Source organism: Candidatus Bathyarchaeia archaeon (assembly GCA_041447175.1).
Classification (GTDB): Archaea; Thermoproteota; Bathyarchaeia; order Bathyarchaeales; family Bathycorpusculaceae; genus JADGNF01.
The window spans coordinates 1,218,171-1,239,008 of record CP166960.1 but is presented as its reverse complement, the minus strand read 5'-3'; the positions used below and the strand labels follow the sequence as shown (position 1 = coordinate 1,239,008).

Annotated in this window: 22 protein-coding genes and 1 tRNA gene; 13 read left to right on the top strand and 10 right to left on the bottom strand. The window is 49.2% G+C overall.

The features are described 5' to 3' along the window. The first annotated feature begins 1 nt into the window (after nucleotide 1). The 5 genes from ACBZ72_06520 (at nucleotide 2) to ACBZ72_06500 (ending at nucleotide 7,294) form a co-directional block, all read left to right on the top strand. Entirely contained in the window at nucleotides 2-1,537 is a 1,536-nt protein-coding gene (locus ACBZ72_06520; protein XES78522.1) for a NuoM family protein, read from the top strand. Nucleotides 1,538-1,701: 164 nt separating this feature from the next. Next, nucleotides 1,702-3,285 carry a NuoM family protein gene (locus ACBZ72_06515; GenBank protein ID XES78521.1) on the top strand — a complete coding sequence of 528 codons (1,584 nt, stop codon included), beginning with the start codon at nucleotides 1,702-1,704 and terminating at the stop codon, nucleotides 3,283-3,285. 13 nt (nucleotides 3,286-3,298) lie between these two features. Beyond that, entirely contained in the window at nucleotides 3,299-4,819 is a 1,521-nt protein-coding gene (locus ACBZ72_06510) for an NADH-quinone oxidoreductase subunit N (GenBank protein XES78520.1), read from the top strand. 127 nt (nucleotides 4,820-4,946) lie between these two features. Beyond that, nucleotides 4,947-5,768 (top strand): GNAT family N-acetyltransferase, encoded by an 822-nt coding sequence (locus tag ACBZ72_06505; protein ID XES78519.1) that lies wholly within the window; start codon nucleotides 4,947-4,949, stop codon nucleotides 5,766-5,768. A gap of 140 nt (nucleotides 5,769-5,908) precedes the next feature. Continuing rightward, the gene (locus tag ACBZ72_06500; protein ID XES78518.1) at nucleotides 5,909-7,294 is read left to right on the top strand and encodes an aryl-sulfate sulfotransferase; all 1,386 of its coding nucleotides are present in this window, start codon (nucleotides 5,909-5,911) and stop codon (nucleotides 7,292-7,294) included. A 74-nt stretch (nucleotides 7,295-7,368) separates the two neighbouring features. Here ACBZ72_06500 and ACBZ72_06495 read toward each other — a convergent pair. From ACBZ72_06495 to ACBZ72_06485, 3 genes are all read right to left on the bottom strand, one after another. Continuing rightward, nucleotides 7,369-7,456 (bottom strand) — tRNA-Ser (locus tag ACBZ72_06495). 175 nt (nucleotides 7,457-7,631) lie between these two features. Beyond that, nucleotides 7,632-10,172, bottom strand: coding sequence for a hypothetical protein (locus tag ACBZ72_06490; protein XES78517.1), 2,541 nt, complete (start codon nucleotides 10,170-10,172; stop codon nucleotides 7,632-7,634). 109 nt (nucleotides 10,173-10,281) lie between these two features. Then, nucleotides 10,282-11,097 carry a class I SAM-dependent methyltransferase gene (locus tag ACBZ72_06485; protein ID XES78516.1) on the bottom strand — a complete coding sequence of 272 codons (816 nt, stop codon included), beginning with the start codon at nucleotides 11,095-11,097 and terminating at the stop codon, nucleotides 10,282-10,284. Nucleotides 11,098-11,241: 144 nt separating this feature from the next. Between ACBZ72_06485 and ACBZ72_06480 the strand changes: the two genes are divergently transcribed. Further along, nucleotides 11,242-11,931 carry a DUF120 domain-containing protein gene (locus tag ACBZ72_06480; GenBank protein XES78515.1) on the top strand — a complete coding sequence of 230 codons (690 nt, stop codon included), beginning with the start codon at nucleotides 11,242-11,244 and terminating at the stop codon, nucleotides 11,929-11,931. Between the two features lie 8 nt (nucleotides 11,932-11,939). On the opposite strand, the gene ACBZ72_06475 is transcribed toward ACBZ72_06480, so the two are convergent. From ACBZ72_06475 to dph5, 4 genes are read right to left on the bottom strand one after another with little or no spacing between them, the layout of a single operon-like run. Continuing rightward, nucleotides 11,940-12,569, bottom strand: a complete 630-nt coding sequence (locus ACBZ72_06475; GenBank protein XES78514.1) for a rhomboid family intramembrane serine protease — start codon at nucleotides 12,567-12,569, stop codon at nucleotides 11,940-11,942. After that, nucleotides 12,566-13,024 (bottom strand): adenylyltransferase/cytidyltransferase family protein, encoded by a 459-nt coding sequence (locus ACBZ72_06470; protein XES78513.1) that lies wholly within the window; start codon nucleotides 13,022-13,024, stop codon nucleotides 12,566-12,568. Before ACBZ72_06470 ends, ACBZ72_06475 begins: the two co-directional genes overlap by 4 nt. Before the next feature lie 36 nt (nucleotides 13,025-13,060). Further along, on the bottom strand, nucleotides 13,061-13,354 hold the full coding sequence (locus ACBZ72_06465; GenBank protein XES78512.1) for a DUF357 domain-containing protein: 294 nt from the start codon (nucleotides 13,352-13,354) through the stop codon (nucleotides 13,061-13,063). Continuing rightward, nucleotides 13,351-14,148 carry a diphthine synthase gene (gene dph5 / locus ACBZ72_06460; GenBank protein ID XES78511.1) on the bottom strand — a complete coding sequence of 266 codons (798 nt, stop codon included), beginning with the start codon at nucleotides 14,146-14,148 and terminating at the stop codon, nucleotides 13,351-13,353. Before dph5 ends, ACBZ72_06465 begins: the two co-directional genes overlap by 4 nt. Before the next feature lie 146 nt (nucleotides 14,149-14,294). On the opposite strand from dph5, the gene ACBZ72_06455 reads away from it, so the two are divergent. The 7 genes from ACBZ72_06455 (at nucleotide 14,295) to ACBZ72_06425 (ending at nucleotide 19,248) form a co-directional block, all read left to right on the top strand. After that, the gene (locus ACBZ72_06455) at nucleotides 14,295-14,516 is read left to right on the top strand and encodes a type II toxin-antitoxin system HicB family antitoxin (protein XES78510.1); all 222 of its coding nucleotides are present in this window, start codon (nucleotides 14,295-14,297) and stop codon (nucleotides 14,514-14,516) included. Between the two features lie 97 nt (nucleotides 14,517-14,613). Continuing rightward, complete coding sequence (gene ligD, locus ACBZ72_06450) at nucleotides 14,614-15,474, top strand: non-homologous end-joining DNA ligase (GenBank protein ID XES78509.1); 861 nt, start codon at nucleotides 14,614-14,616, stop codon at nucleotides 15,472-15,474. Between the two features lie 105 nt (nucleotides 15,475-15,579). Continuing rightward, nucleotides 15,580-16,338 (top strand): Ku protein, encoded by a 759-nt coding sequence (locus ACBZ72_06445; GenBank protein ID XES78508.1) that lies wholly within the window; start codon nucleotides 15,580-15,582, stop codon nucleotides 16,336-16,338. Continuing rightward, complete coding sequence (gene ligD, locus ACBZ72_06440; GenBank protein XES78507.1) at nucleotides 16,335-17,744, top strand: non-homologous end-joining DNA ligase; 1,410 nt, start codon at nucleotides 16,335-16,337, stop codon at nucleotides 17,742-17,744. The genes ACBZ72_06445 and ligD (ACBZ72_06440) overlap by 4 nt, the downstream gene beginning before the upstream one ends. Nucleotides 17,745-17,767: 23 nt before the next feature. Further along, on the top strand, nucleotides 17,768-18,346 hold the full coding sequence (locus tag ACBZ72_06435; GenBank protein ID XES78506.1) for a DUF72 domain-containing protein: 579 nt from the start codon (nucleotides 17,768-17,770) through the stop codon (nucleotides 18,344-18,346). Continuing rightward, entirely contained in the window at nucleotides 18,336-18,494 is a 159-nt protein-coding gene (locus ACBZ72_06430; protein ID XES78505.1) for a hypothetical protein, read from the top strand. Before ACBZ72_06435 ends, ACBZ72_06430 begins: the two co-directional genes overlap by 11 nt. Before the next feature lie 61 nt (nucleotides 18,495-18,555). After that, complete coding sequence (locus ACBZ72_06425; GenBank protein ID XES78504.1) at nucleotides 18,556-19,248, top strand: zinc ribbon domain-containing protein; 693 nt, start codon at nucleotides 18,556-18,558, stop codon at nucleotides 19,246-19,248. Nucleotides 19,249-19,266: 18 nt separating this feature from the next. On the opposite strand, the gene ACBZ72_06420 is transcribed toward ACBZ72_06425, so the two are convergent. From ACBZ72_06420 to ACBZ72_06410, 3 genes are all read right to left on the bottom strand, one after another. Then, nucleotides 19,267-19,695, bottom strand: coding sequence for a hypothetical protein (locus ACBZ72_06420; GenBank protein ID XES78503.1), 429 nt, complete (start codon nucleotides 19,693-19,695; stop codon nucleotides 19,267-19,269). A gap of 78 nt (nucleotides 19,696-19,773) precedes the next feature. Further along, nucleotides 19,774-20,211 carry an OsmC family protein gene (locus ACBZ72_06415; GenBank protein XES78502.1) on the bottom strand — a complete coding sequence of 146 codons (438 nt, stop codon included), beginning with the start codon at nucleotides 20,209-20,211 and terminating at the stop codon, nucleotides 19,774-19,776. Nucleotides 20,212-20,424: 213 nt separating this feature from the next. Then, on the bottom strand, nucleotides 20,425-20,823 hold the full coding sequence (locus ACBZ72_06410) for a VOC family protein (protein XES78501.1): 399 nt from the start codon (nucleotides 20,821-20,823) through the stop codon (nucleotides 20,425-20,427). Nucleotides 20,824-20,838: the final 15 nt, after the last annotated feature.

Genomic DNA, 20,838 nt, shown 5'->3' with positions numbered 1-20,838 from the left:
AATGGCATTTCCTGTTCTGTTAACTGTTTTGCTGCTTCCAGCTTTAGCGATTCCCTTCATTTACCTTGCAGGGAAAAAATCCGCCAAAGCCGCAGCCATACTGCTCTCCTTAGTAGCGGTTGCCACCTTAGGCTTAATCCTAACTACCGTGCCAACAATACTTAGCGAAGGCAGCGCCACCGAATCATACACGTGGATTCCTGTGCTTAACTCGGAGTTTACGCTGTCAGTTGACGGCATCAGCATATCCATGGCGATAATAACCATGGTTTTGATGCTCACCGCCGCAATATATTCGATTAACTACATGGCTGGCAAAAAGAACTTGCCTCTTTACTATGCACTGCTGTCTCTGCTGTTCGTCGGCTTAGTTGGCGTTTTCATTACGTCTAACTTGCTGTTCTTCTACTTCTGTTGGGAGCTTATGTTGGTTCCCGCTTACTTCATCATCGGCGGCTGGGGCTACAAAGACTCCTACAAGAACAGCTTCAAATTCTTCGTTTTCACCCATGCAGGCGCAGTTTTCGTACTGTTGGGTATAGGCGCAATCTTCATGGTCACCAACAGCGTAGACTTCTCCACGGTTGCAACTCAAATTCTCTCCGCTGACCCAGGCATAGTCCGATGGATACTCATCGCAGTCACTGCTGGCTTTGCTGTAAAAATGGCTATCTTCCCTGTACACATGTGGCTCCCCGACGCCTATGCTGAAGCACCCGCACCCATGTCCGCGCTTCTAGGCGGAGTCTTAACCAGCGCCGGAGCATACGCAATCGTTCGTATCTCCATTGAAATGCTCTTCCCCGCCGTAGCAGGAACCACCTTCGGAATCGACTTCCTTCAGGTTCTGGCAATCTTGGGTGTAATAAGCGCCTTCTTTGGCTCGTTTGTCGCTTTAGCAGAAACTGACATCAAACGGGTCATCGCATACTCAAGCATAAGCCACATGGGCTACATCCTCTTTGGCGTCTCACTCATCCCGCTGGCAGCAACCTCCGTTGGAGCCGTCGCACAAAACACTGCGTTAACCGGAACCGTACTGCACATAATAACTCACGGCTTAAGCAAAGGCTTGTTCTTCCTCGCAGCAGGGGCTGTGATGCATGTGCTGACCATCCGAAACATCAACGACATGGGCGGACTTGCTGGTAAAATGCCCGTCACAGGAACATCGTCAACCATCGCCGCGCTAAGCCTTGCTGGTGCCCCACCGTTTGCGTGCTTCATAAGTGAATTCTTCATCTTCCTGGGTGCGTTCCAAGTTATCCAAAGCGGCTGGACCTTCTTTATAATTCCAACCGCGCTGATGCTGGTTGCCACCATATTCTCGCTTGCATACGCATTGCGGTTCACCACAAAAGTGTTTCTTGGTCCCCCCAAGAATCCGGAAGTGCTGGCGAACCCCAAGAAGAAGTTTGAAGTGCCCCGGTACATGCAGTTGGCCATGGTGATTCTTGTGGTTCTCGTGGTTGTTGTGGGGATTTACCCGTCTTTCTTTGTAAACCTCATCAACACCGCCCTGGCTGGCTTCCTCTGAAGCGGGTTCAGTTGAAGAATAGGCAATTCTTTGCCTTCTTTTTTTTGTTTTAAATTTAACGTACCCTGTTTTGCCTTTGACTTTTCCCTTAACCCGCTGATTTTTTATGATAGTTTTATATTGAATTCGCGACAAATATGTGAGGCTATAGGTGCTTCAGAAACATGCCATACAGCCTACTGTTAGTCTTCCTTCTGCCCGTTTTAGCTGTTCCCTTTGTCTATTTTTCTGCAAAAAAATCACCTAAACTTGCTGGAACCATCGTCGGCTCAGTTGCATTAGTCAATATTGGTTTAATTCTAAGCGAAGTCCCAACCGTCATATCCAACTCCATTTACACCGAATCCTACTCTTGGATTCCCGTTTTAAACGCGCACTTCAGCCTTTTCTTAGACGGCATAAGCGCCTCCATTGCAATAATCACGCTTGTCTTGATAGTTGCTGTCGCAATTTTCAGCATAAAATACCTGGAAGGCAAGAAAAACCTCCCCGTTTACTACAGCCTACTTTCACTGCTATCCGTCGGCTTAGTTGGCGTTTTCATCACCTCAAACCTTCTCCTTTTCTACTTCTGTTGGGAGCTTATGTTGGTTCCCGCTTACTTCATCATCGGCGGCTGGGGCTACCGTGACAGCTACCGAGCAGCCTTCAAACTCTTCATATTTACCCATGCAGGCGCCGTCTTCGTGCTGCTGGGCATTGGCGCCCTCTTCATAACCACTGGACAAAGCGACATGTTCGCCGTCCAAACCGCTCTTCTCAACCCTGAATACCTTGAAATGGCACGGTGGGTTCTGCTGGCGTTGACCGCTGGGTTCGCCGTTAAAATGGCTGTTGTGCCAGTGCACATGTGGCTTCCTGACGCTCACTCTGAAGCACCCGCAACCATGTCTGCTCTTCTCAGCGGAGTCATCATTAGCGCAGGCGCCTACGCCATCCTACGTTTGTCTCTATGTACTGTATTACCTGGCATTTACCTAAATGATGCCGCGTTTATCACGTCGTTCCTCCATGGCTTGGCTATCTTTGGTGTTATCACCGCCTTCTTTGGCGCCTTCATAGCTGTCGTAGAAACCGACATAAAACGGATAATCGCTTACTCCAGCATCGCCCACATGGGCTACGTTATGTTTGGGCTTTCTCTGTTCCCGCCTGCAATAGCATTAAGCTTGACGCAGGCAGCAGGTTCAACAACACAAGCAGCAGTAACCCTAACAGGCATCGTTGTAGCCAGCGTCGCAGTTCTAGGCACCGTGCTTCACATCCTAAACCATGCAGTAAGCAAAGGACTCTTCTTCCTCTCTGCAGGTTCAGTCATGCATCAAACCGAAGAACGTGACATACGAAAAATGGGTGGTCTTGCAAGTAAAATGCCCTTTACAGGTGCCTCATCAATTATTGCAGCCTTAAGCATCGCAGGTTCACCACCCTTCGCCTGCTTCTGGAGCGAATTCTTCATATTTGTAGGCGCATTCGAAATCATCAGCACAGACGGCTTTTACACAATCCCAACCGTCTTCATGCTCCTCGCAACAGTTCTTTCCCTTGCATATTCTCTGCGGTTCGTAAACAAAGTTTTCCTTGGGCGCTCAAAGACAGAAAACGGCTTTACTTCAGCGGCAAAGAAAATCAGGGATGTACCTAACTCGATGAAGTTGGCTATGATAATCTTGGTGGCTTTCGTGATAGTTCTTGGCGTCTACCCCGCATTCTTTATAAACCTGATTAAAGGTGTAGCATTAATTTAAGATGTGAACTATCATGGTCAGCGTCTTCGACGTCGCCTTTCCTATCGTGACCCTTGTTGCCTTTGCACTCCTAACAATCCCTGCTTTTAGGCTTATTCGAAAAACTAATCATGTATCCGCGTTAACCCTAGTCTGGTTCGGGCTAGTCTTCTCGGTAGCGTTTGCTGCAGTAGCGAATCTCGCATTAGAATATTACAAGATCCCTCTGGACCAATCTTTTGTCAACATACCCTTGGCAAACACTACATCAGCGTCGTCATCACTTGCAAGTACCTTCATGATTGACGGCATATCCATCTACATGACCATAATCATGGTCGCCGTAAGCGCAGTGGTTATCCTCTACAGCGTCTTCTATATAGACCCCGCCAAGAGACCTTCAGAACGATATTTTGCCATAATGCTTCTCCTGGTCGCCGCTCTAATTGGCGCAGTCTGCGCTGGCGACTTACTGACGCTGTTCATCTTCTGGGAAGCCGCAGCCGCAGGCTCAAGCTTTCTGATGCTTTACAAAAAGAACCGCAACAGCCTCAACGCCACCCTCAAATACATCGTCATGATTGTTATCGCCTCGGCGTTCATTGTTTTTGGCATATCTCTGGTTTACGGAATCACTGGAACCCTGAACTTTTGGGCAGTTAAAGCCGCCTTAGAAGTGCTGGCTGACAAATCCCTCTTGATACTTGCCTTTATCTTCATAGCTGCTGGCTACGCAATTGAAGCAGCAATCGTGCCCTTCCACTTCTGGCTTCCAGACGCATACAACGCCGCGCCTTCCTCTTCATCGGCTTTCCTCTCCGCGCTCGTTGACCAAGGCAGCTACTACGTGCTGATCCGAGTGCTGATATTCATCTTAACGCCCACCGCGGTTCTCGACTGGCGTCTGATGCTTGCCTTCATGGCGGCATTCACCATGATTGTAGGCAACATGTTCGCGCTAATCCAAAACAACGTCAAAATGCTCATCGGAAACATCTGTGTTGCCGACGTCGGATACAACTTGGTTGCCATGACCAGTGTAGTCCCTGGCGCGGCAGGCGTTTTGACTCTTGGATTGCAGGGGAACTTGTACTTCTTCCTCATCGGCGGAATCACTACAGCGCTGAGTTTCATGACTGTAGGTGTAATGAACCACTATGGCTTTAAGACCCTCCAGGACTTTGCCGGCATAGGCAGAAGAATGCCGTATGCAAGCTTTGCCTTGCTGATTGCGGCGCTATCTTTTGCTGGTGTTCCTCCTCTGGGTGGCTTCATAGCAAAGTATCTAGTGTTCACCTCCGCAATTGAAGCCAACTTCACATGGCTAGCTGTGATTGGTGTGCTGATGAGTGTACTGCAAACAGCTTACCTGTTCCGCTTAATCAACGTCATGTACGCCAAGGAACCTGCTGATGAAGGACGAATCAAAGAACCCGTCAAGCTGTTGATTCCGATATTCATCCTTGTCGGTGCCATAATCATCTTGGGTCTGTTCCCCTCAATAGTGCTTGACCCAATCCAGCACGCCGTCAACCAATTCCCCTTCCTCCCATAATTTCTTTTTTGGGAACCACCTTTTTCTTTTTTCAATCAGATTAAGTAAATCATTTTATTGCCGACAACCTACCCTTTCAGTTATGAACCAAAGCGCCCACCAACACCCAAACCTCACAATTGAACGCATGAAAGAGAGTGAAGTACAAACCGCCATAGTTTGGGCACAAAAAGAAGGCTGGAACCCAGGCATCCACGACGCCCAATGCTTCTATCAGGCTGACCCAAACGGCTTTTACGCTGCAAAACTTGCAGGAGAAATCGTGGGAACCGTTTCGGTAGTGAAGTACTCGGAGGATTTTGCTTTTGAAGGGCTTCTTATCGTGAACCCTGCGTACCGCGGAATGGGTGTGGGCTCCACAATTCAGCGTTTTGTAGCGGGCATTTACGGTAACCTTAACCTAGGCTTAGACGGCGTCTTGTCGATGCAGGAAAAATACGCGCGAGAGGGCTTTAGGTTTGCTCACAAAAACACACGCTACGCCGGCATCATAAACGATGCTTCGTCATTGAACCGTTGCGCGCCGATTCACAAAGCGGATTTTGCTGAAGTTGCTGCTTTTGATGCCGAATTCTTTCCTGCCCTACGCAACAATTTCCTTAACTGCTGGCTATTCCAAAGCGATGCAACCGCTCTTTTGGTTCGCGAAAAGGAGTCAGGCACCATTTCTGGTTATGGCGTAATCCGTAAATGCGTGGTTGGTTACAAAATTGGTCCCTTGTTTGCTGCTGACTTAAACGTGGCGCATGCCCTTTTTTGTGAGTTGTCGGCGATGGCGAAGGGCAAGACGGTGTTTTTGGATGTGCCTGAACCAAACGCCGCCGCAGTTCAGCTTGCGAAGTCGTATCGGATGGAGCCCGTTTTTAGCACGGTACGCATGTACACAAAGAAGGCGCCCTCCTTGCCTTTGAATAAGATCTATGGAGTAACCTCCTTTGAGCTAGGCTAAGCATTTGAGCAGAACAGAATCTTTTTTTAGGAAGCAATGGTATTCCCAACTAGGTATCCACGTTCTTGAAAGAGATTCAACCTGCATTGTTACATCAGCAACATTGGATACCTAAAAATATAGCATAAGGACGTATTCTCGTGAACATTTGTTTCCGCCCTTCTTCGCGGTCAAAAAAACCAATCACCGCAGTTTTTGTGTCCGCTTTAATCGGGCTTCTCCTATTTTCCGCGATACCCTTAATCTTCACTGAACCCCTCCCCAGCTTCACCATACCCTGTCGCATAACCAATTTCGGCGAATCATGGGAAGGCGACTTCGCCTTTGGACTGTACCAGTATGACCCCGCAAACATCAACCTCTCGGTCGCAAGCTATCTGGTAGTGATGGATTCACAAGCTAACCTTCTTCATCTCCGCGAATGGTACGGCTCAAGCTACCTAGGCGAAGTTGCCTACGTTGAACCCTACACGCTCCTATATCAAGGCGAAGGCGGCTCATACATACACTTCTGGAATTTCTCTTCAGGTGAAAAAACGGACTTTGATGAAGTGGCGGGTCACCATGACGTCGACTACAATCCCTCAACTGATACGGTTCTTACCATGGATAATTATGTGCGGGAAGTCAACGGAACCAACTACCTGTTCGACAGAATAGTTGAGTACAACTCGTTGGGTGAGGAACTTTGGAGCTGGGACACCTACGACCATATCCCTCTTAGCCAGCAAAGCATATACAACATCACAACATATGATGATGACCAACTCGTTGTTGACTTCACCCACGCAAACTCTGTACAGTGGCTCTACAACGAAAGCATAATTTACTTCAACTGCCGCCACACCAACACCTTCTACAAAATCAACCAAACCAGCGGCGACTTAATCTGGTCATGCGGACAATTTGGCGACTTCACCTTGCTGGATGACCAAGGAAACCCCGTGGAGAGCCTTTGGTTTGGATGCCACGACGTAATGCAAGTGGAACCAAACGTTTTCATCATGTTTAACAACGATTTTGGGAACACCACTGACTTTGACAATGGACGCAGTGCAATGCAAGAAATCACCGTGAACGAACAAGACATGACAGCTGAAGTAAGTTGGAGCTGGACTGCTCCGCCAGAGCTCTACAGTCCCTATTGGGGTGAAGCTGCACGTTTGCCAAACGGAAACCGCATCGGTGTGTTCGGGACCCCTGACCATCAGTTTGCGGAGTCAGAGCCTTTTTTGGTGAATGCCACGGGGGCGGTGCTGGTTGAAGTCAGCCCTGAGAGCGAGGTCGTAAAGCTGTACGAGTTTCCTTACGGTTGGGGTATTTATCGTATTGAGCCTTTGCCTATTCAGCTATCCGAAGACCAATCCAGCCTTATCCCAACAGCCTCAGTGACCAAAACACCTACTGAACCATCTGGGACAGTTGCATTTCCAAGCACTTACACATACGCTGTGATTGGCGCGGTTATCGTGGTTTTCATTTTCATCGGCGTTTTTCTCTACACCCGGACTAGTAGAAAACGCTAACAATATCCACCAGAAACCTCAGCCAAAAACCTCTTAGTAGAGCACTGACCCTCTGCGTCAATGAAAAGTTGGTGTGGCGCCGAGGAAGGGATTCGAACCCCTGCGGACCGCAAGGTCCACGGGCTCTCAAGGCCCGCGCGTTAACCACTCTGCCACCTCGGCACCGTTTTGCACCTTTTCTATTGTGTGCTGTCTTAAAATCTTTACTTGAATCTTCAGCTTAATCGAGGTTCCTTTTGGGGGCAAGAACCTCCATTTTTAAAAATCTGGTCCAACGGTTTTTGTTTCTTTTGTGTAGAGGAAAAAAGGGAAAATGTGGTTGCGTTGTAGAGCCTGTTTAGCGTCTTCGAAGCATTACCGCTGCGATAACAATGACTATTACCACAACAATCACCGCCGCGGCTATGTAAATCCATGAAGTGGCATCCGCGCCTGGGGAGGGAGCATGCGTAGCCGATGCTGTTGGTGAAGCGGATGTGGGTGAGGCTGATGCAGTGGCTTCTGCGCCTGCGCCTGCACCAACTGTCACGGTTGTGGTTCCAAACGACCGCCAGTACGAATCTGAACCCTCAAATGTAGCCACTATCTCATAGATGTCTTGTTCTGGCGGAACCCACGCATAGCGGAATACTCCGTTGGCGTCGCTGGTTGTGGTGCCTATATCCGTTATTGAGCCGTCTGAACGGGTTGCCTGTAGCTTAACTGGGACGCCCGCGGCATCCATGGGGCAGGGTTTTTGCATGTTTTGGTACTCCATCCATTCCGTCATGTATTCATCCGCGATTGCAGGTGTGCCTGCCTGTGCCGGTGACATATCCATCACGGTTCCGGTTATGCCTATGCCTTCATTCACTGCTGCTTGTGCGGTTGAAACTGAAACGGTGGTCTCGGTTTTTCCTTTACCGAAACAGTAAAGCCGGTTGTCGGCTCCGTTGAGCGACACCAAATAGCCGTCTGCAATAACGGGGGCTTGGAACCATCCAAGGATGCTCCATATTCCTTCGCCCGTTTCTGCGTTTACGCAGTGTAGTTTTTCTCCTCTCCACATGGGTTTAGTTGGACTGTGCTCTCCTGTGCATACGTAGAGTTTTTCGTCTGCCACGCTAAACCCGACGCTCGAAAAGGGGTAAGTGCCATAAGGCGTTTCCAATCCGCTGTTTCCCGACGAGTAATCCCACAGGTGGTCGCCTGTGTACAGGTCGTAGCAGTGAACCATTCCGTCATATGCAGTAGCGTAAAGTTTCCCGTAGGCGATGTTATGTGTTCCTCCAGATTGCCCTCCTGAATACATTCCCCACGAGTTGTTGTAGGATTCCGTTGGACCCCAAAGTTGCTCTCCAGTTGTGGAGTTGTAGCCGTACCATGTAAGTTCTTCTTTGATGAACTCAGTGTAAACTCCTTCCGCCATGGGTCCCTGAACACCGTATGCTGTAGCTCCAGGAATTAGGGTGCGGTTTTGCCTGAACATTTCTTCACCCGTTGATGCATTGTAGCCGACTTCTATCTGTGAAGGTGTAGGCAAGAATGTGCTTCCAGTGGTGGCAAGTATTGTTCCGTCATACGAATCAATTTTCGCAAGTGCTTGCACGCCAGGTACATCTGGGGTGGTTACGTTCCATTCAATGCCGTCGTTCCAGTCCAGCACTTGTTGGTTGTCAGGTCGCCATTGCCATGCGTCTGTGCTGTTTGGTCCCGCCGGTGGAATGGCTTTGCTTGAGTTCCACATGGCTAACCAGTTGTTTGTGCCGTCAAGCATGTAGATGAGAAGGTCGCCATTTGGAGTAAACACGCTTGTTCCTGTGGACGCGTTAGTCATGCTTAGTATGAGTTCTCCAGAGAAGGCATCATACATGTAGTACATGTTTTGTGGTGGGCCCGTCATTTCCCAGAGATACGCGAATCCTCCGTGTTGGTTCGGGGACTCGTAGCTGTAGACTTGTCCCATTGTTATGGCGTTGTACCATCTCACATTGAAAATGTTTTGATGCATTGAATCCACACTGGTGTCATTCTCATACCAAAGTTCCTCTCCGGTTCGCAGGTCGACACAGTAGAATCCGTATCGGGGTGAATTCGCATCATTATAGTACAGGCGTCCTTGGATAATCACTGGGGGCCCGAATTTGGGCTCGTATGTTTGTCCCTCGTTGTACTGGTTGGTGAGAAATTCGCCGCCTATGAGTCCTCCAAAGTATATCTCTCTGGTCCATAAGATGTGGGCTGTGTTTGGTGCTGTCGTGTAGGGGTTGAATCTTCCTTTGCAGTCGTAGTCACCCACGCCGATGCGGGATGAACCCGAAGTGCTGTACCAGTTACCCGAGATTGTCCACCAGTCTCTGTTTTCCGCATCTATTGGACGTTCCCAGTAGTCTTCAGGCAAAGGCCAGTCTGGGTATGGTTCAATAGCCTCTTGCTGAACTACGAGTTCTACTTCTGGGCTTGTGCTTCCGCTGTAGGTGGCGTCAACAGGGTTGCCGAATCGGTCAGTACCTGTTATGTGTTGTCCTGGGAAGCTCCACTGGAAGAAGTAGCTGCCGAGTTGGTCTGGGGTATACAAGAAGTATTGAAGTCCGACTGGGTCTGAGGTGAAGGGTCCCATGGTTTCGTTGCTTCCATCAGGTTTTGTTATCGTGCAGGTCATGTCTTGCCATCGGTCTCCACCTGCGCCTCCAGCCGTTAAGGGCACCACGTTTAGCCACATGGTGACCAGTACTTCTTGGTTGATTCCTACTGGGTTAGGGGAGACAGCGAGAAAAGCATACGTGGGCAGTTCTTGCTGGGCTTGAGTGCTGGGTACATATACCAAAAGCGTTGTTGCTATGAGCATCAGAATCAAAAAATTTGCAGCAATTACGGTTTTTTGTTTTTGGAGTTTCATTTTTAAACCTCCAAAACTTCCCTAATTAAATATCGGTGGAATTATTTATTTAACATTTCTGCAGAACCCCTTTCTGTTCACCCTTTTTGAAAATTGCAACATTACCCGTTCATTTTTGTGCAACGAAGATTAATCGTTTAGAGTCCTTCTGGTATTCTTGCATGTCATAGTTACCCAACACACGGCATACCCGTATGCCTGCCTTTTCCAGCATCACCCTCAACTGCGGCGGCTCATACAATCGCGTAACATGGGAAGCAAGGTAGATATTTTTGGTTTTTTTGTCCAAAATAACCCACATTTCCAGCAGTTTTCCCCCATCACGTGTGACTTTGTGAGTTTGCCTCAAGTAAAAACTAGGGTACTCTTTCCACCTCAACAGGACCGCAAGCCGAGGGAGCTTCGGTAACAATCTGTAAAACAAACTCAGGTCTACTCTGAACCTTTTCCTGTAGCGTTTCATGAGGCGTTCACGGTTGAAAACGTCCAGCAACAAAACCCCCTCGTGCTCAAGGACTCTGGAAGCCTCGTTTAAGCTTTGTAAATCCTGCTTTTCTGAGGGCAAATATCCAAAGCTGGCATCCAAACTAACCACCGATGCAAACGTTTCTGGCGTAAAGGGCAAAAACCGCATGTCTGCCCTCACAAGTGTCACGTGGATTCCTGTTTGGGCTGCCTTCTGTTTTGCAATCCTTAACAGACGGAACGAGAAGTCAATCCCGACCATGGCGTATCCCGTTTGGGCCAGTGCAAGGGTGTGTCTGCCACTGCCACAGCACAAATCCAAAACGTAGCCTTGTGGTGGAATGTTGTTTTTGACGAAGCAGAGTTGTTTTTCGGTGTGGTTGGCTTGGGCTATTTCTGTCCAGTAGTTGCTTATTTGGTCGAAAAGAAATGCAGAAGCGGTTTGGTTCTCTGTTTTCATGTTATCCTCATTCATTTTGCTTTTAGAACATGGGTTAGGCTTTTTTGTTGAGAGATTTGTTGTTTTCTGGTTACGCGTTTAGAGTTGTTTAAATATAAAACATTTGAACCTATTACATTATACTAGTTTAAATCGCGGATTGTCATGACTGACGTACAAGAATGGCGGCAACTCTTCACGCTCCTAAAACTGGCTGAGATGGGTGCCCATAAACGAACTGCCAAAATCAGCACCGAATACTTAGCTGAAAAACTGGGTGCCAGCCAGCAGACGGCTTCACGGTACCTGATTGATTTGGAACGAAAAGGTTGGATACAACGCGACATAACTCATGATGGGTGCCTCATAAAGATTGGTCCAGCTGGTCTTGGAGAACTTCAGAAACTTTATTCAAATTTAAAGTTCTTGATGGAGGCTGCTTATCCGCCAAGCGTAACTCTGGAAGGCACCGTATTTACTGGTCTTGGGGAAGGCGCATACTACATTGGGAAAGAGACTTACCTTAAACAGTTTATCGAGAAGTTGGGGTTTAAGCCCTTTCCGGGAACGTTGAATCTGCGGCTTGAAACAGATTACGACATTAAAGCCCGCACGGAACTGGCGGCGTATCCCGCTTTGGAGGTTGAGGGCTTTAAAAATGAGAACCGCACGTTTGGCTTAGTGCGGTGTTACCCTGTCTTAATTGATAACAAAATTAAAGGTGCCTTGATAACAGCTCTGCGTAGCCATTATGATGTTTCGGTTCTGGAAATTATCGCGCCCGTTTGCCTGCGTAAGCAACTAAACCTCAAAGACGGAAACAAAGTTAAGGTCGAAGTAATGATAGTTCCGTAACCAGCCGCTTAAAACGGCGCCATGTACGAGTAGCTGGTGCGGTAAATTACTTCTTGGGGTTTGCGTTTCCTTGCAAACACGTAGCCCAGTATTAGTCCTGCGACTAATCCGCCGATGTGGGCGAAGTAGTTGACGTTTTCTCCTCCTGAACTGATTATCAGCAGGAAAAAGGCGAAGATTAACGCGCCGAAAATGGATTGCCCAATGCTGCGTCTGGCGTAGATGACGCATGCTCCAAACAAGGCAAAGATGGCTCCTGAAGCGCCCACTGAAACAAAATCCAGTCCCAGAGGTAGTGAAAGTAGGTTTCCGACTAATCCGCCGAGAATGTAAATGGCTAAGTATTCGGGTAAGGAGAACATTTCTTCGGCTCTTAACCCGAATATGAGCAGGAAAAACATGTTGCCCACAAGGTGAATGATGGTTGCGTGGACAAACATTGAGGTAAACAGTTGCCACCACCAACCATAAATCAGTATTAAGCCGTTGACTTGTCCCCACTGCCAAACCATGAGGTCGCTTGTGACCAGAAAATTTCCCCCCGCAACCGACGTGTAAATGTACATACCCACGTTTAGGGCGATGAGTACGAAGGTGATTTTGAATTTTTGGCTGCTGGTCACTGGCTCGTATATCATGTGTATTTCTCAACTATTTTTTTGCGGATTTTGGAGCTGCTGTCAAGCTCTTCAGCTTCAAATTTTCCAACCCGTACTACCTTCACGCTTAACTGGTTTTTCTGGACGTACTGTTTAACTTGGCGTTCCATTTCTTTCTGGTCGTAGCCCAAAGCGATTATATCGGGTTTCACAGTTTTGACTACATCGTCAATGCCTAACCCTTCCACGCCCAAAACCGCCTCATCCACCACCTTAAGCGACTCCACCAATGCGCGGCGTTGGTTTTCGGGCATGATGGGTTTTCTGCCTTTGGTTTTCTCCACGGTGCTGTCACGGGCGATGATGACGATGAGCTGGGCGTTTTTTCCGCCTGCGGCTTTTGCTTCTTCCAAGAACTTTACGTGTCCCAAATGTAGCAGGTCGAAGACTCCTGAAGCCAAAACGACCGTTGGTTTCTCCTTTGAGTTTGGCATTGCCTTCATATTTGGCTTGCTGGGATAAAAATTTGGTTATTCCGTTTCCGCGGACTTTTGGACTGTTTCAGTGGAAACGGTGACTGCGCCGATGAGTTTGAGCGCATCAAGGATTCCCTCACAGTACGCAATGGAGGTTAAGCTGGTTTCAAACTGTTTTTGGCTCCAAAAATACTTAGCATCCTGCAAGTACGCGTCAACGTAACCAAGAATCTCGTCAACACATGCCTCGCTTATGTTGAGCGCGCCTTTTTGGCGGGTCATATCCTTGACGACTTTTTCCATGGCTGCAATGTATTTTCCTGAAAGCGCCTGAGCATCGGTGTTCATGGGGTTAGGCTCCGAATTTTCTGCGGTGCACCCGCAAACGCAATCAACGCATCTGCTTCAGAGAAATGCATTTGTCCTGGAAAAATTAGGGTCATGGGTGGCTGCCCAAAATCGTACTTAACAAGTTCGCTGACCAAGTCCGCCTTAAGCGTGGGTTGGCTGCTTCCTGCCCTGGCAAGCCCAACAGCCAACGTATCCTCGGTAACAATGCCCTGCTTGCGTTTCTGCTCGATGCCTTGCAGCAGACTAAGAGCTTCTTGGATGGTCATGAAACGTTTTTCGACGGCATTCAAATCTAGCAGGCAAAGCGTGTGCATACCCAACTGCTTGTTTTGGGCGATGACGTTGTAGGGGGTTTCGCTAAAGTTTTCGGGGAAGGGGATGGTGACGGTTTTGCCGAACTTGTAATTGTGCAAGCCTGAAACACCGATGATGGCGCTGATTATGCTTGCCCCATGAACCACGCGGGTGGACACTTGGCGTTTGGCAGCTTCAACCCGCAACGTCACATGGGTGGTGGCGATGAAGGGGTCACCGGGAACCAAAAAAACCACTTTACCCACCTCTGCAGCTTCGAAGAGCAGCTTGCCGTTCTCATCCTCCAAATCGCGCCGTGAAAGCACCTTGACTTCTTTGCCCACAAGACTTTCAAGATTTTCCATGGAAAAGTCAGGCAGCAAACTCGTGTACAACTCAGCAAAGACGGCATCTGCGGTTTTGGCTTCTTCTACGCCTTGCAGGGTAATGCCTTTTTCGCTGTTTAATCCTAAGCCCACAAAGACCAGTTCACGCACGGGGGTTTCCTCGCAGAAACAATTGGGCAGACGGACTTAAACTGTTCGTTCCCACTTGTGGCAGGACCCTCCCCTCTATAGGTTCTGCATACAATTGCTAATTGGATGCTAATAGGCGGCAAATAGGTTCGTTTTTCAGTTTTTTCATGGATACCTTCATATTTCTACACGGTCTCTACAAGGTTATCATGTCCTCTGAGAAGCCTCAAAAATTCACTGTCCTCCTAAAAACCCACCCTGAAGGCACCTTCACCGCGTACTGCGTAGAAGTTCCCCTGTCCTGCACGGGTAAAACTAAGGAAGAAGCCCTCAAAAACATCAAAGAAGCCATCGAAAGCACAGGCTGGAAACTCAAACCAGCCACGTGAGTTCATATTTTTCCCACAGTAGAGTTGGGACTATGCGGTGAATTTTAAATCTCACCTTAAGCCTCTTTCTTTAAAGATAATCTTTTAGGCGTACAAAATGGAGAAACTTACTAAGGTCAGCTTCAGCAACCTTGACAAAATCCTGTTTCCACAGCAGAAAATCACAAAAGCCCAATTCATTGAGTACATAATCAAAGTTGCGCCCAAGATGCTGCCTTTCCTCAAAGACCGCCCCCTCGTGCTCACCCGTTACCCTGAGGGCGTAGACAAAGAGGGGTTCTACGCCAAAAACGCGCCCGAAGGCACCCCAAACTGGGTTCAAACCACCACAATATACTCCCCCTCAGCCAAACACGACGTCAACTACGTCCTATGCAACGACCTCGACACGCTGCTTTGGTTGGCAAACTTGGCTGCCGTCGAAATCCACATGCCCCTCTCAGCCGTGCCCAAACGCGAAACCCCCGACTTCGCCTTCTTTGACGTTGACCCCGAGCCACCAGCCACGTTTGAGGCTGCGGTGGAAGTGGCGCTTCTGATTAAAGAAAAGTTGGACGCATTGGGGCTGACGGGTTATGTGAAGACGTCGGGCAAGAAAGGACTGCACATTCTGGTTCCCCTCGTGCGGCGATATACTTTCAAGCACACCCGCGCCTTTGTCCACACCGTTGGCATCCAGCTTATGAAGGAAAACAACAAGGTAGTTTCCGAGTTTAAGGACACCAAAACGCCCAACAAGGTATTTGTGGATTACATGCAAAACAGCCACGGCAGAACAATGGCTTGCCCCTACAGCCTCCGCGCAACCCCCGACGCGTCCGCATCCACCCCAATCGCGTGGGCGGCGTTGAAGAAAAAGTTAAAGCCCTCAACGTTCAATATTCACAGTGTCCCAAGCCTCAAAGAGGAACCTTGGAACGACATTTTTGAGAATCGACAAAAACTGGAGGCAAAGTAACTGGAGAAACAACCCCGCGCAAGAAAAAAGCCGCAAGCCGTCCAAGAAGAAAAACCCCAACAGAAGACCGAATCCAAGCCTAAACGTGCGCCCTCTCAGCGGTCCATGTGGAGTGGCAGCATAACCATCGGCTTAATCAATGTGCCCGTCAAGCTTTACGCGATGGTTTACGACCGCGGAGTAACCTTCCATTTCCTGCATAAAACTGACAACCAACCGCTGCGTTACGAGAAGGTATGCGCTAAAGAAAACAAGGTGGTGCCCTGGCAGGAAGTCGTAAAGGGCTACGAGGTCAGCAAAAACCAGTACGTGGTTTTTACCAAAGAAGAGTTGGATGCGGTGAAGCCCGAATCCGATAAGCGCATCCGCATCGACAAATTCATCGACTACCTCAGCGTGGACCCCGTCTACTTTTACAGCAGCTACGCGCTCATGCCTGACAAAAGCAACGACGCCTACAGCCTGCTCCTAACCGCGTTTGAAAGCATGGGAAAAGCCGCCGTGGGCAAAATTACGCTGCGCACCAAAGAATACCCCGTGCTGGTGCACGCCTACAAAGGGGCGTTGGTGTTGACGACGATGCGTTATGGCTACGACGTGGTGGATCCCAGCGGCTTTGAAGAACTCCAAACGCTCAAAACCCCGCAGAAAACCGAGTTAGACCTTGCCAAAAAAATCATAGCCGACCTCTCAGGCGACTTCGACATCAACGAATACACCGACACCTACCGCCTACGCCTCGAAGTGCTCATCCAAAAGAAGCTTAAAGGCGAAACCATCACGGTTGAGAAGGCGCCCAAAGAGGAAGTCAAGGGCTTGATGGCGGCGTTGCAGGAAACGCTTAAACAGTTGGAAAAGAAATGACCCCAACCCGCCCACGCTACAAGCCGATGCTGGCAAAAGAAGCCAAAGCCGCCTTCACGGATGCGAATTGGCTTTTCGAGGTTAAATGGGACGGTTTCCGCGCAATCGCTTACGTGGATAGCGAGTTGAGTTTGCGGAGCCGTAACCAAAACGAGCTTTTGGACAACTTTCCCGAACTGGGCGAACTCAAACAACTGGCTTATGATGTGGTTTTGGATGGCGAGATTGTGGTTCTCACTGGAGGCAAAGTGGATTTCCAAGCGTTGCTGGAACGCGGAAAAGCCACCTCCACAACCGACATCACCCTAAAAACCGCCCACACACCCGCCGCCTACATAGTTTTTGACATCTTGGAAAAAGACGGAAAGCTGCTTCTGGGTTTGCCGCTAACCGAACGCAAACGAATCCTTAAGGAGTCTGTACAGGAGGGCGAGCACGTTTTCCTGGCAGACTATGTGGCGGAAAAAGGCGAGGTCTATTTTGAGGCGGTTATGCAGAAGGGGTTGGAGGGCGTTATGGCAAAGCGCAAAAGCAGCCCCTACGAGGCGGGCGTGCGAAGCGGGAACTGGCTGAAAATCAAGAAAATCCACAGTTGTGACTGCGTCATTTTTGGTTTCACCCAAGGCACTGGCTCTCGGGCAAGCACATTTGGCGCGTTACTGTTGGGGCTCTACGATGCATCTGGGAAGGCGGTGTTTGTTGGAAAAGTCGGCACAGGCTTCTCGCAAGCGCTTCTCCAATCGCTACATGACCAATTCGAACAAATCACCACCGATGCAGCGCCGTTTGAGGCTGACGTCGCAGAGAAAGTAACTTGGCTAAAGCCTACGCTGGTTTGTGAAGTTGCCTACCAAGTGGTCACCAACGACGGAAGGCTGCGTATGCCCCGTTTTCTACGTCTTCGAGCCGACAAGCAGCCTCAGGACTGCACTCTAAGCCAGCTTAGCGAGGTCAAGCCGCTTCAGGAGTACAAGGCAAAACGTGACTTCACCAAAACCGCCGAGCCCAAACCCGAAACCCCCAACAGCGGCGAAACCCAAATCTTTGTTGTCCAAGAACACCATGCCCGCAGGCTGCACTACGATTTTCGGCTGGAACGCGATGGCGTTCTCAAAAGCTGGGCGGTTCCCAAAGGCATTCCGTTGGCACCTGACGAGAAGCGGCTGGCAGTGCAGGTTGAAGACCACCCTTTGGAGTACGCCAAGTTTGAAGGCGAAATACCAAAAGGCGAGTATGGCGCGGGGCAAGTGCTGATTTGGGATAGGGGTACGTTTGAGACTAAGGTTTGGACGCCCAAAATGGTGGAAGTTATCCTCAGCGGGGAACGGCTGCAGGGGCGGTTTGTGCTTGTTCCGTTAAAGAAGGGAGGCGACAAAAACTGGCTGATGCTCAAAGCAAAAGATTAGCCACACCGCTACATGTGGGTACAATGGGTTGGAGCTATGGCTTTTGGAAAGGCAACTTTTACCCTGCGGATTTGGCGTCCAAGGATTTCCTCAAATTTTACTCAAGGCACTTTGGAACCGTAGAAGTAGACAGCACATTTTATCGCATCCCCAACACAAAAACCATCACCCAATGGCGCCAGCAAACCCCCGACGGCTTCCTGTTCTCGCTCAAATTCCCACAAAAAATCACCCACATTAAAATGCTCCAAAACTGCGAGGAAGAAACCCGCGTTTTTCTTGAACGCGCCGCCGCCCTGCGGGAGAAGCTGGGCGTTTTGCTGTTGCAGTTTCCGCCGATGTTTCGAAAACAGCATTTCCCGTTACTGGAGCGCTATTTGTCGACGCTGCCAAAGGGGCATCGTTATGCGGTTGAGGTACGCAATAAGTCCCTGCTTACCGAAGAGCTTTTCGAGCTTTTGCGGGTTCATGGGGTTGCGTTGGCTTGGGTGGACGCCGCCAAAATGCCCCTCACGGAGCAGGCAACGGCGGATTTCTTGTATATTCGATGGGGGGGGCGACCGCAAAGCCGTTACGGGCACCTTGGGCAAGGTGGAAACTGACCGAACCAGAGACGTGGTGGCGTGGGCTGAGAAGCTGCAGCCTTTTCTGCAGAAGTGCACACACGTTTTCGGGTACTTTAGCAAATTCTATTCAGGCTACCCCGTTGGCGACGCCGAAGAATTCCTGCGGTGTATTGATGCTTTGTAGTATCGGGAAAGGGAAGAAACCTTATAATAACCCATGAAAATATTTTTGACAGTGATTAATGATGCCTTACTGCGAAAAATGTGGCGCCCAAGTGGATGCAGAATCAAATTTCTGCCGCGGCTGCGGCGCGCCCCAAAATAAACCTGCCTCTTCGGCGCCTGCCGCTGTGGCTGCTTCACCATCCCCTTCTACACCCGTTTCTGCTCCTGCTTCAGGTCAGGTACCTGTCAAATCCCCGCAAGCAGACAATGAACCCGTGTTGGGTGTGTTGCTACTGCGAAAACCCAAATCGTTTGGACGCTACGACACCTTCACCGGAGTCCTCACAGACAAACGCCTAATTTTTGCCCAAATGACCAGCGACATGCTCAAAGACGCCGCAATGCAGGCACGTAACCAAGCCAAAGCCGAAGGCAAAGGCTTTTTCGGGCAATGGGGTGACCAACTCAAAGCCTCATTCGGATACACACAACGATACCTGTCAATGCCGCCCTCGACTGCTCTAAATGAAACACCCGGCAACTTTTACGTTGACCATGCTGGCGTACGCGAGCTTAAGCTGAAACTTAAAAATCTCCAGCAAGGAAACATGGAAAACCACGAATTCGAACTGGAATTCCAGTCCACCTCGGGCAAATTTGAGTTCCGCATGGACGACAACAACGACTACGTCAAGCTTCTAAAGCAAGTCTACGGCGACCGCGTCAAAACGCCGCGAGGCTACTTTGGGCACGGCTTCAGAATCAGCTTTTAAGCTGAACTAACCCTTCTTTTATTTTTTAGAAACCGCGTATTCTTTTCGGGTTTGTGGCTCCAACAAATAAAACAAAACCAGCACGCTGTAGGTGATTTCGCCCAACCCTGCAAATTTGGGGATTCCGGGGATGCTGGGCAAATCCAGCAGCGTCAACGAATCCGCCACAATCACAAAAACCGCAACCGCCGCGGTGCCCCACCAACTCCAACTTCTCCGCAGCCAAATCCCCGCTGCAAAAACCAAGGTTAACAAGCCAAAGAGAACGGTGTAAACACTGTAAACAAGTCCAGGATTTAAAGCGGCACCTGTGGCTGCGCCTTGCGCGGAGAGTAGCCAAAACCCGAAGGCAACATGGATGGCTCCGACCAGAAGTTGAGCCGCCACCAAAACCAACACGCCCAGTCTTCTGCCTTTATAGGTGATTGGCGCCCGAGCGGTTCCCAACCGAAACATCTCCAGATAAACTACTGAAGAGTGGCTTATCTGCTTTCAGATGCTGGAAAAAAGAAGAGGGTTCGTGGGTTACACGAAGTTGAGTTCAAAGCTTATGGGGACGTTTTCTCCCCAAGACTGCCGCAAGGGACAGATTTTTTGTGCCATGCCATAGACGGTGTTGGCTTTTTTGCGGTCCCATTCCGTGTCGTTTTCCAATCCAACATTCATCGAGAAGTGTACGTCGGTGAAAATCAGTTTCTCCATGCCTTCGACGTTCATTTTAACTTCGGCTTTGGTTGCGAGGTTTTTGAGTCCGAGTTGGCTGTTTTTGGCAATTAAAATAAACAGGGTGTTCATGCATGAGGCTAGGGCGGCGGCGAAGATTTCTTCGGGGACGCAGAAGCCTTCTTTTCCGCCAAACGAGGGGGGTGGGCTGACGGTGGCTATGTGTTTTCCTTTGACGGATAGGTCGCATTCGGTGCCGCTTTTCCAGGTGGCGGTTCCTTCAAAATTCATTTCTGGCATAACCATTCACTCCATTAGTGGGAGGAAGCAAGCGAAATTTAACCATTACGGCAGAGAAAACAACCTTTAAACGTAATATGCGCATATTCGAAGAAAATAGTGGTTGCCATTTGATACACTTTCTAATCCATACACAAGAACACAAGACACACTTATGCGACAGGTTAAACAAAAAGAAAACGGCGCCCCTCCTTACTTCTTTGACCATTTTTTCTATGATGGAACTTGTTTTTCTATGAGTTCGATGAGGGTTCCATCTGGGTCCTCCACAAACGCCAACAGGCTCCCTGTTGGGCTCAAACGGTAAGGTTCATCAGTTATATTCACTCCTGCTTCCCGCATAGCCTTCAGCGTCTGTTGCATGTCTTCCACTTCGAAGGCTAAGTGGTCAAAAAGGCGGTACTCGTAGTCCGCTTGGATAAACTTTTTCTGGTCACGGTAAAGCGTCAACTCCAGTTTGGCGCCTTTCCCCGACGGGTCCTGAAGAAAAACAATCTCCGCATTTGTCTGCACGATTTCTTTGCGGCTCTCAATCTGAAGTCCAAGAAATTTTGTGTAAAACTTTAGAGAGCGATCCATATCGCTGGTTCGCACACTAACGTGGACAAACATAAGCATCCTCCTCAT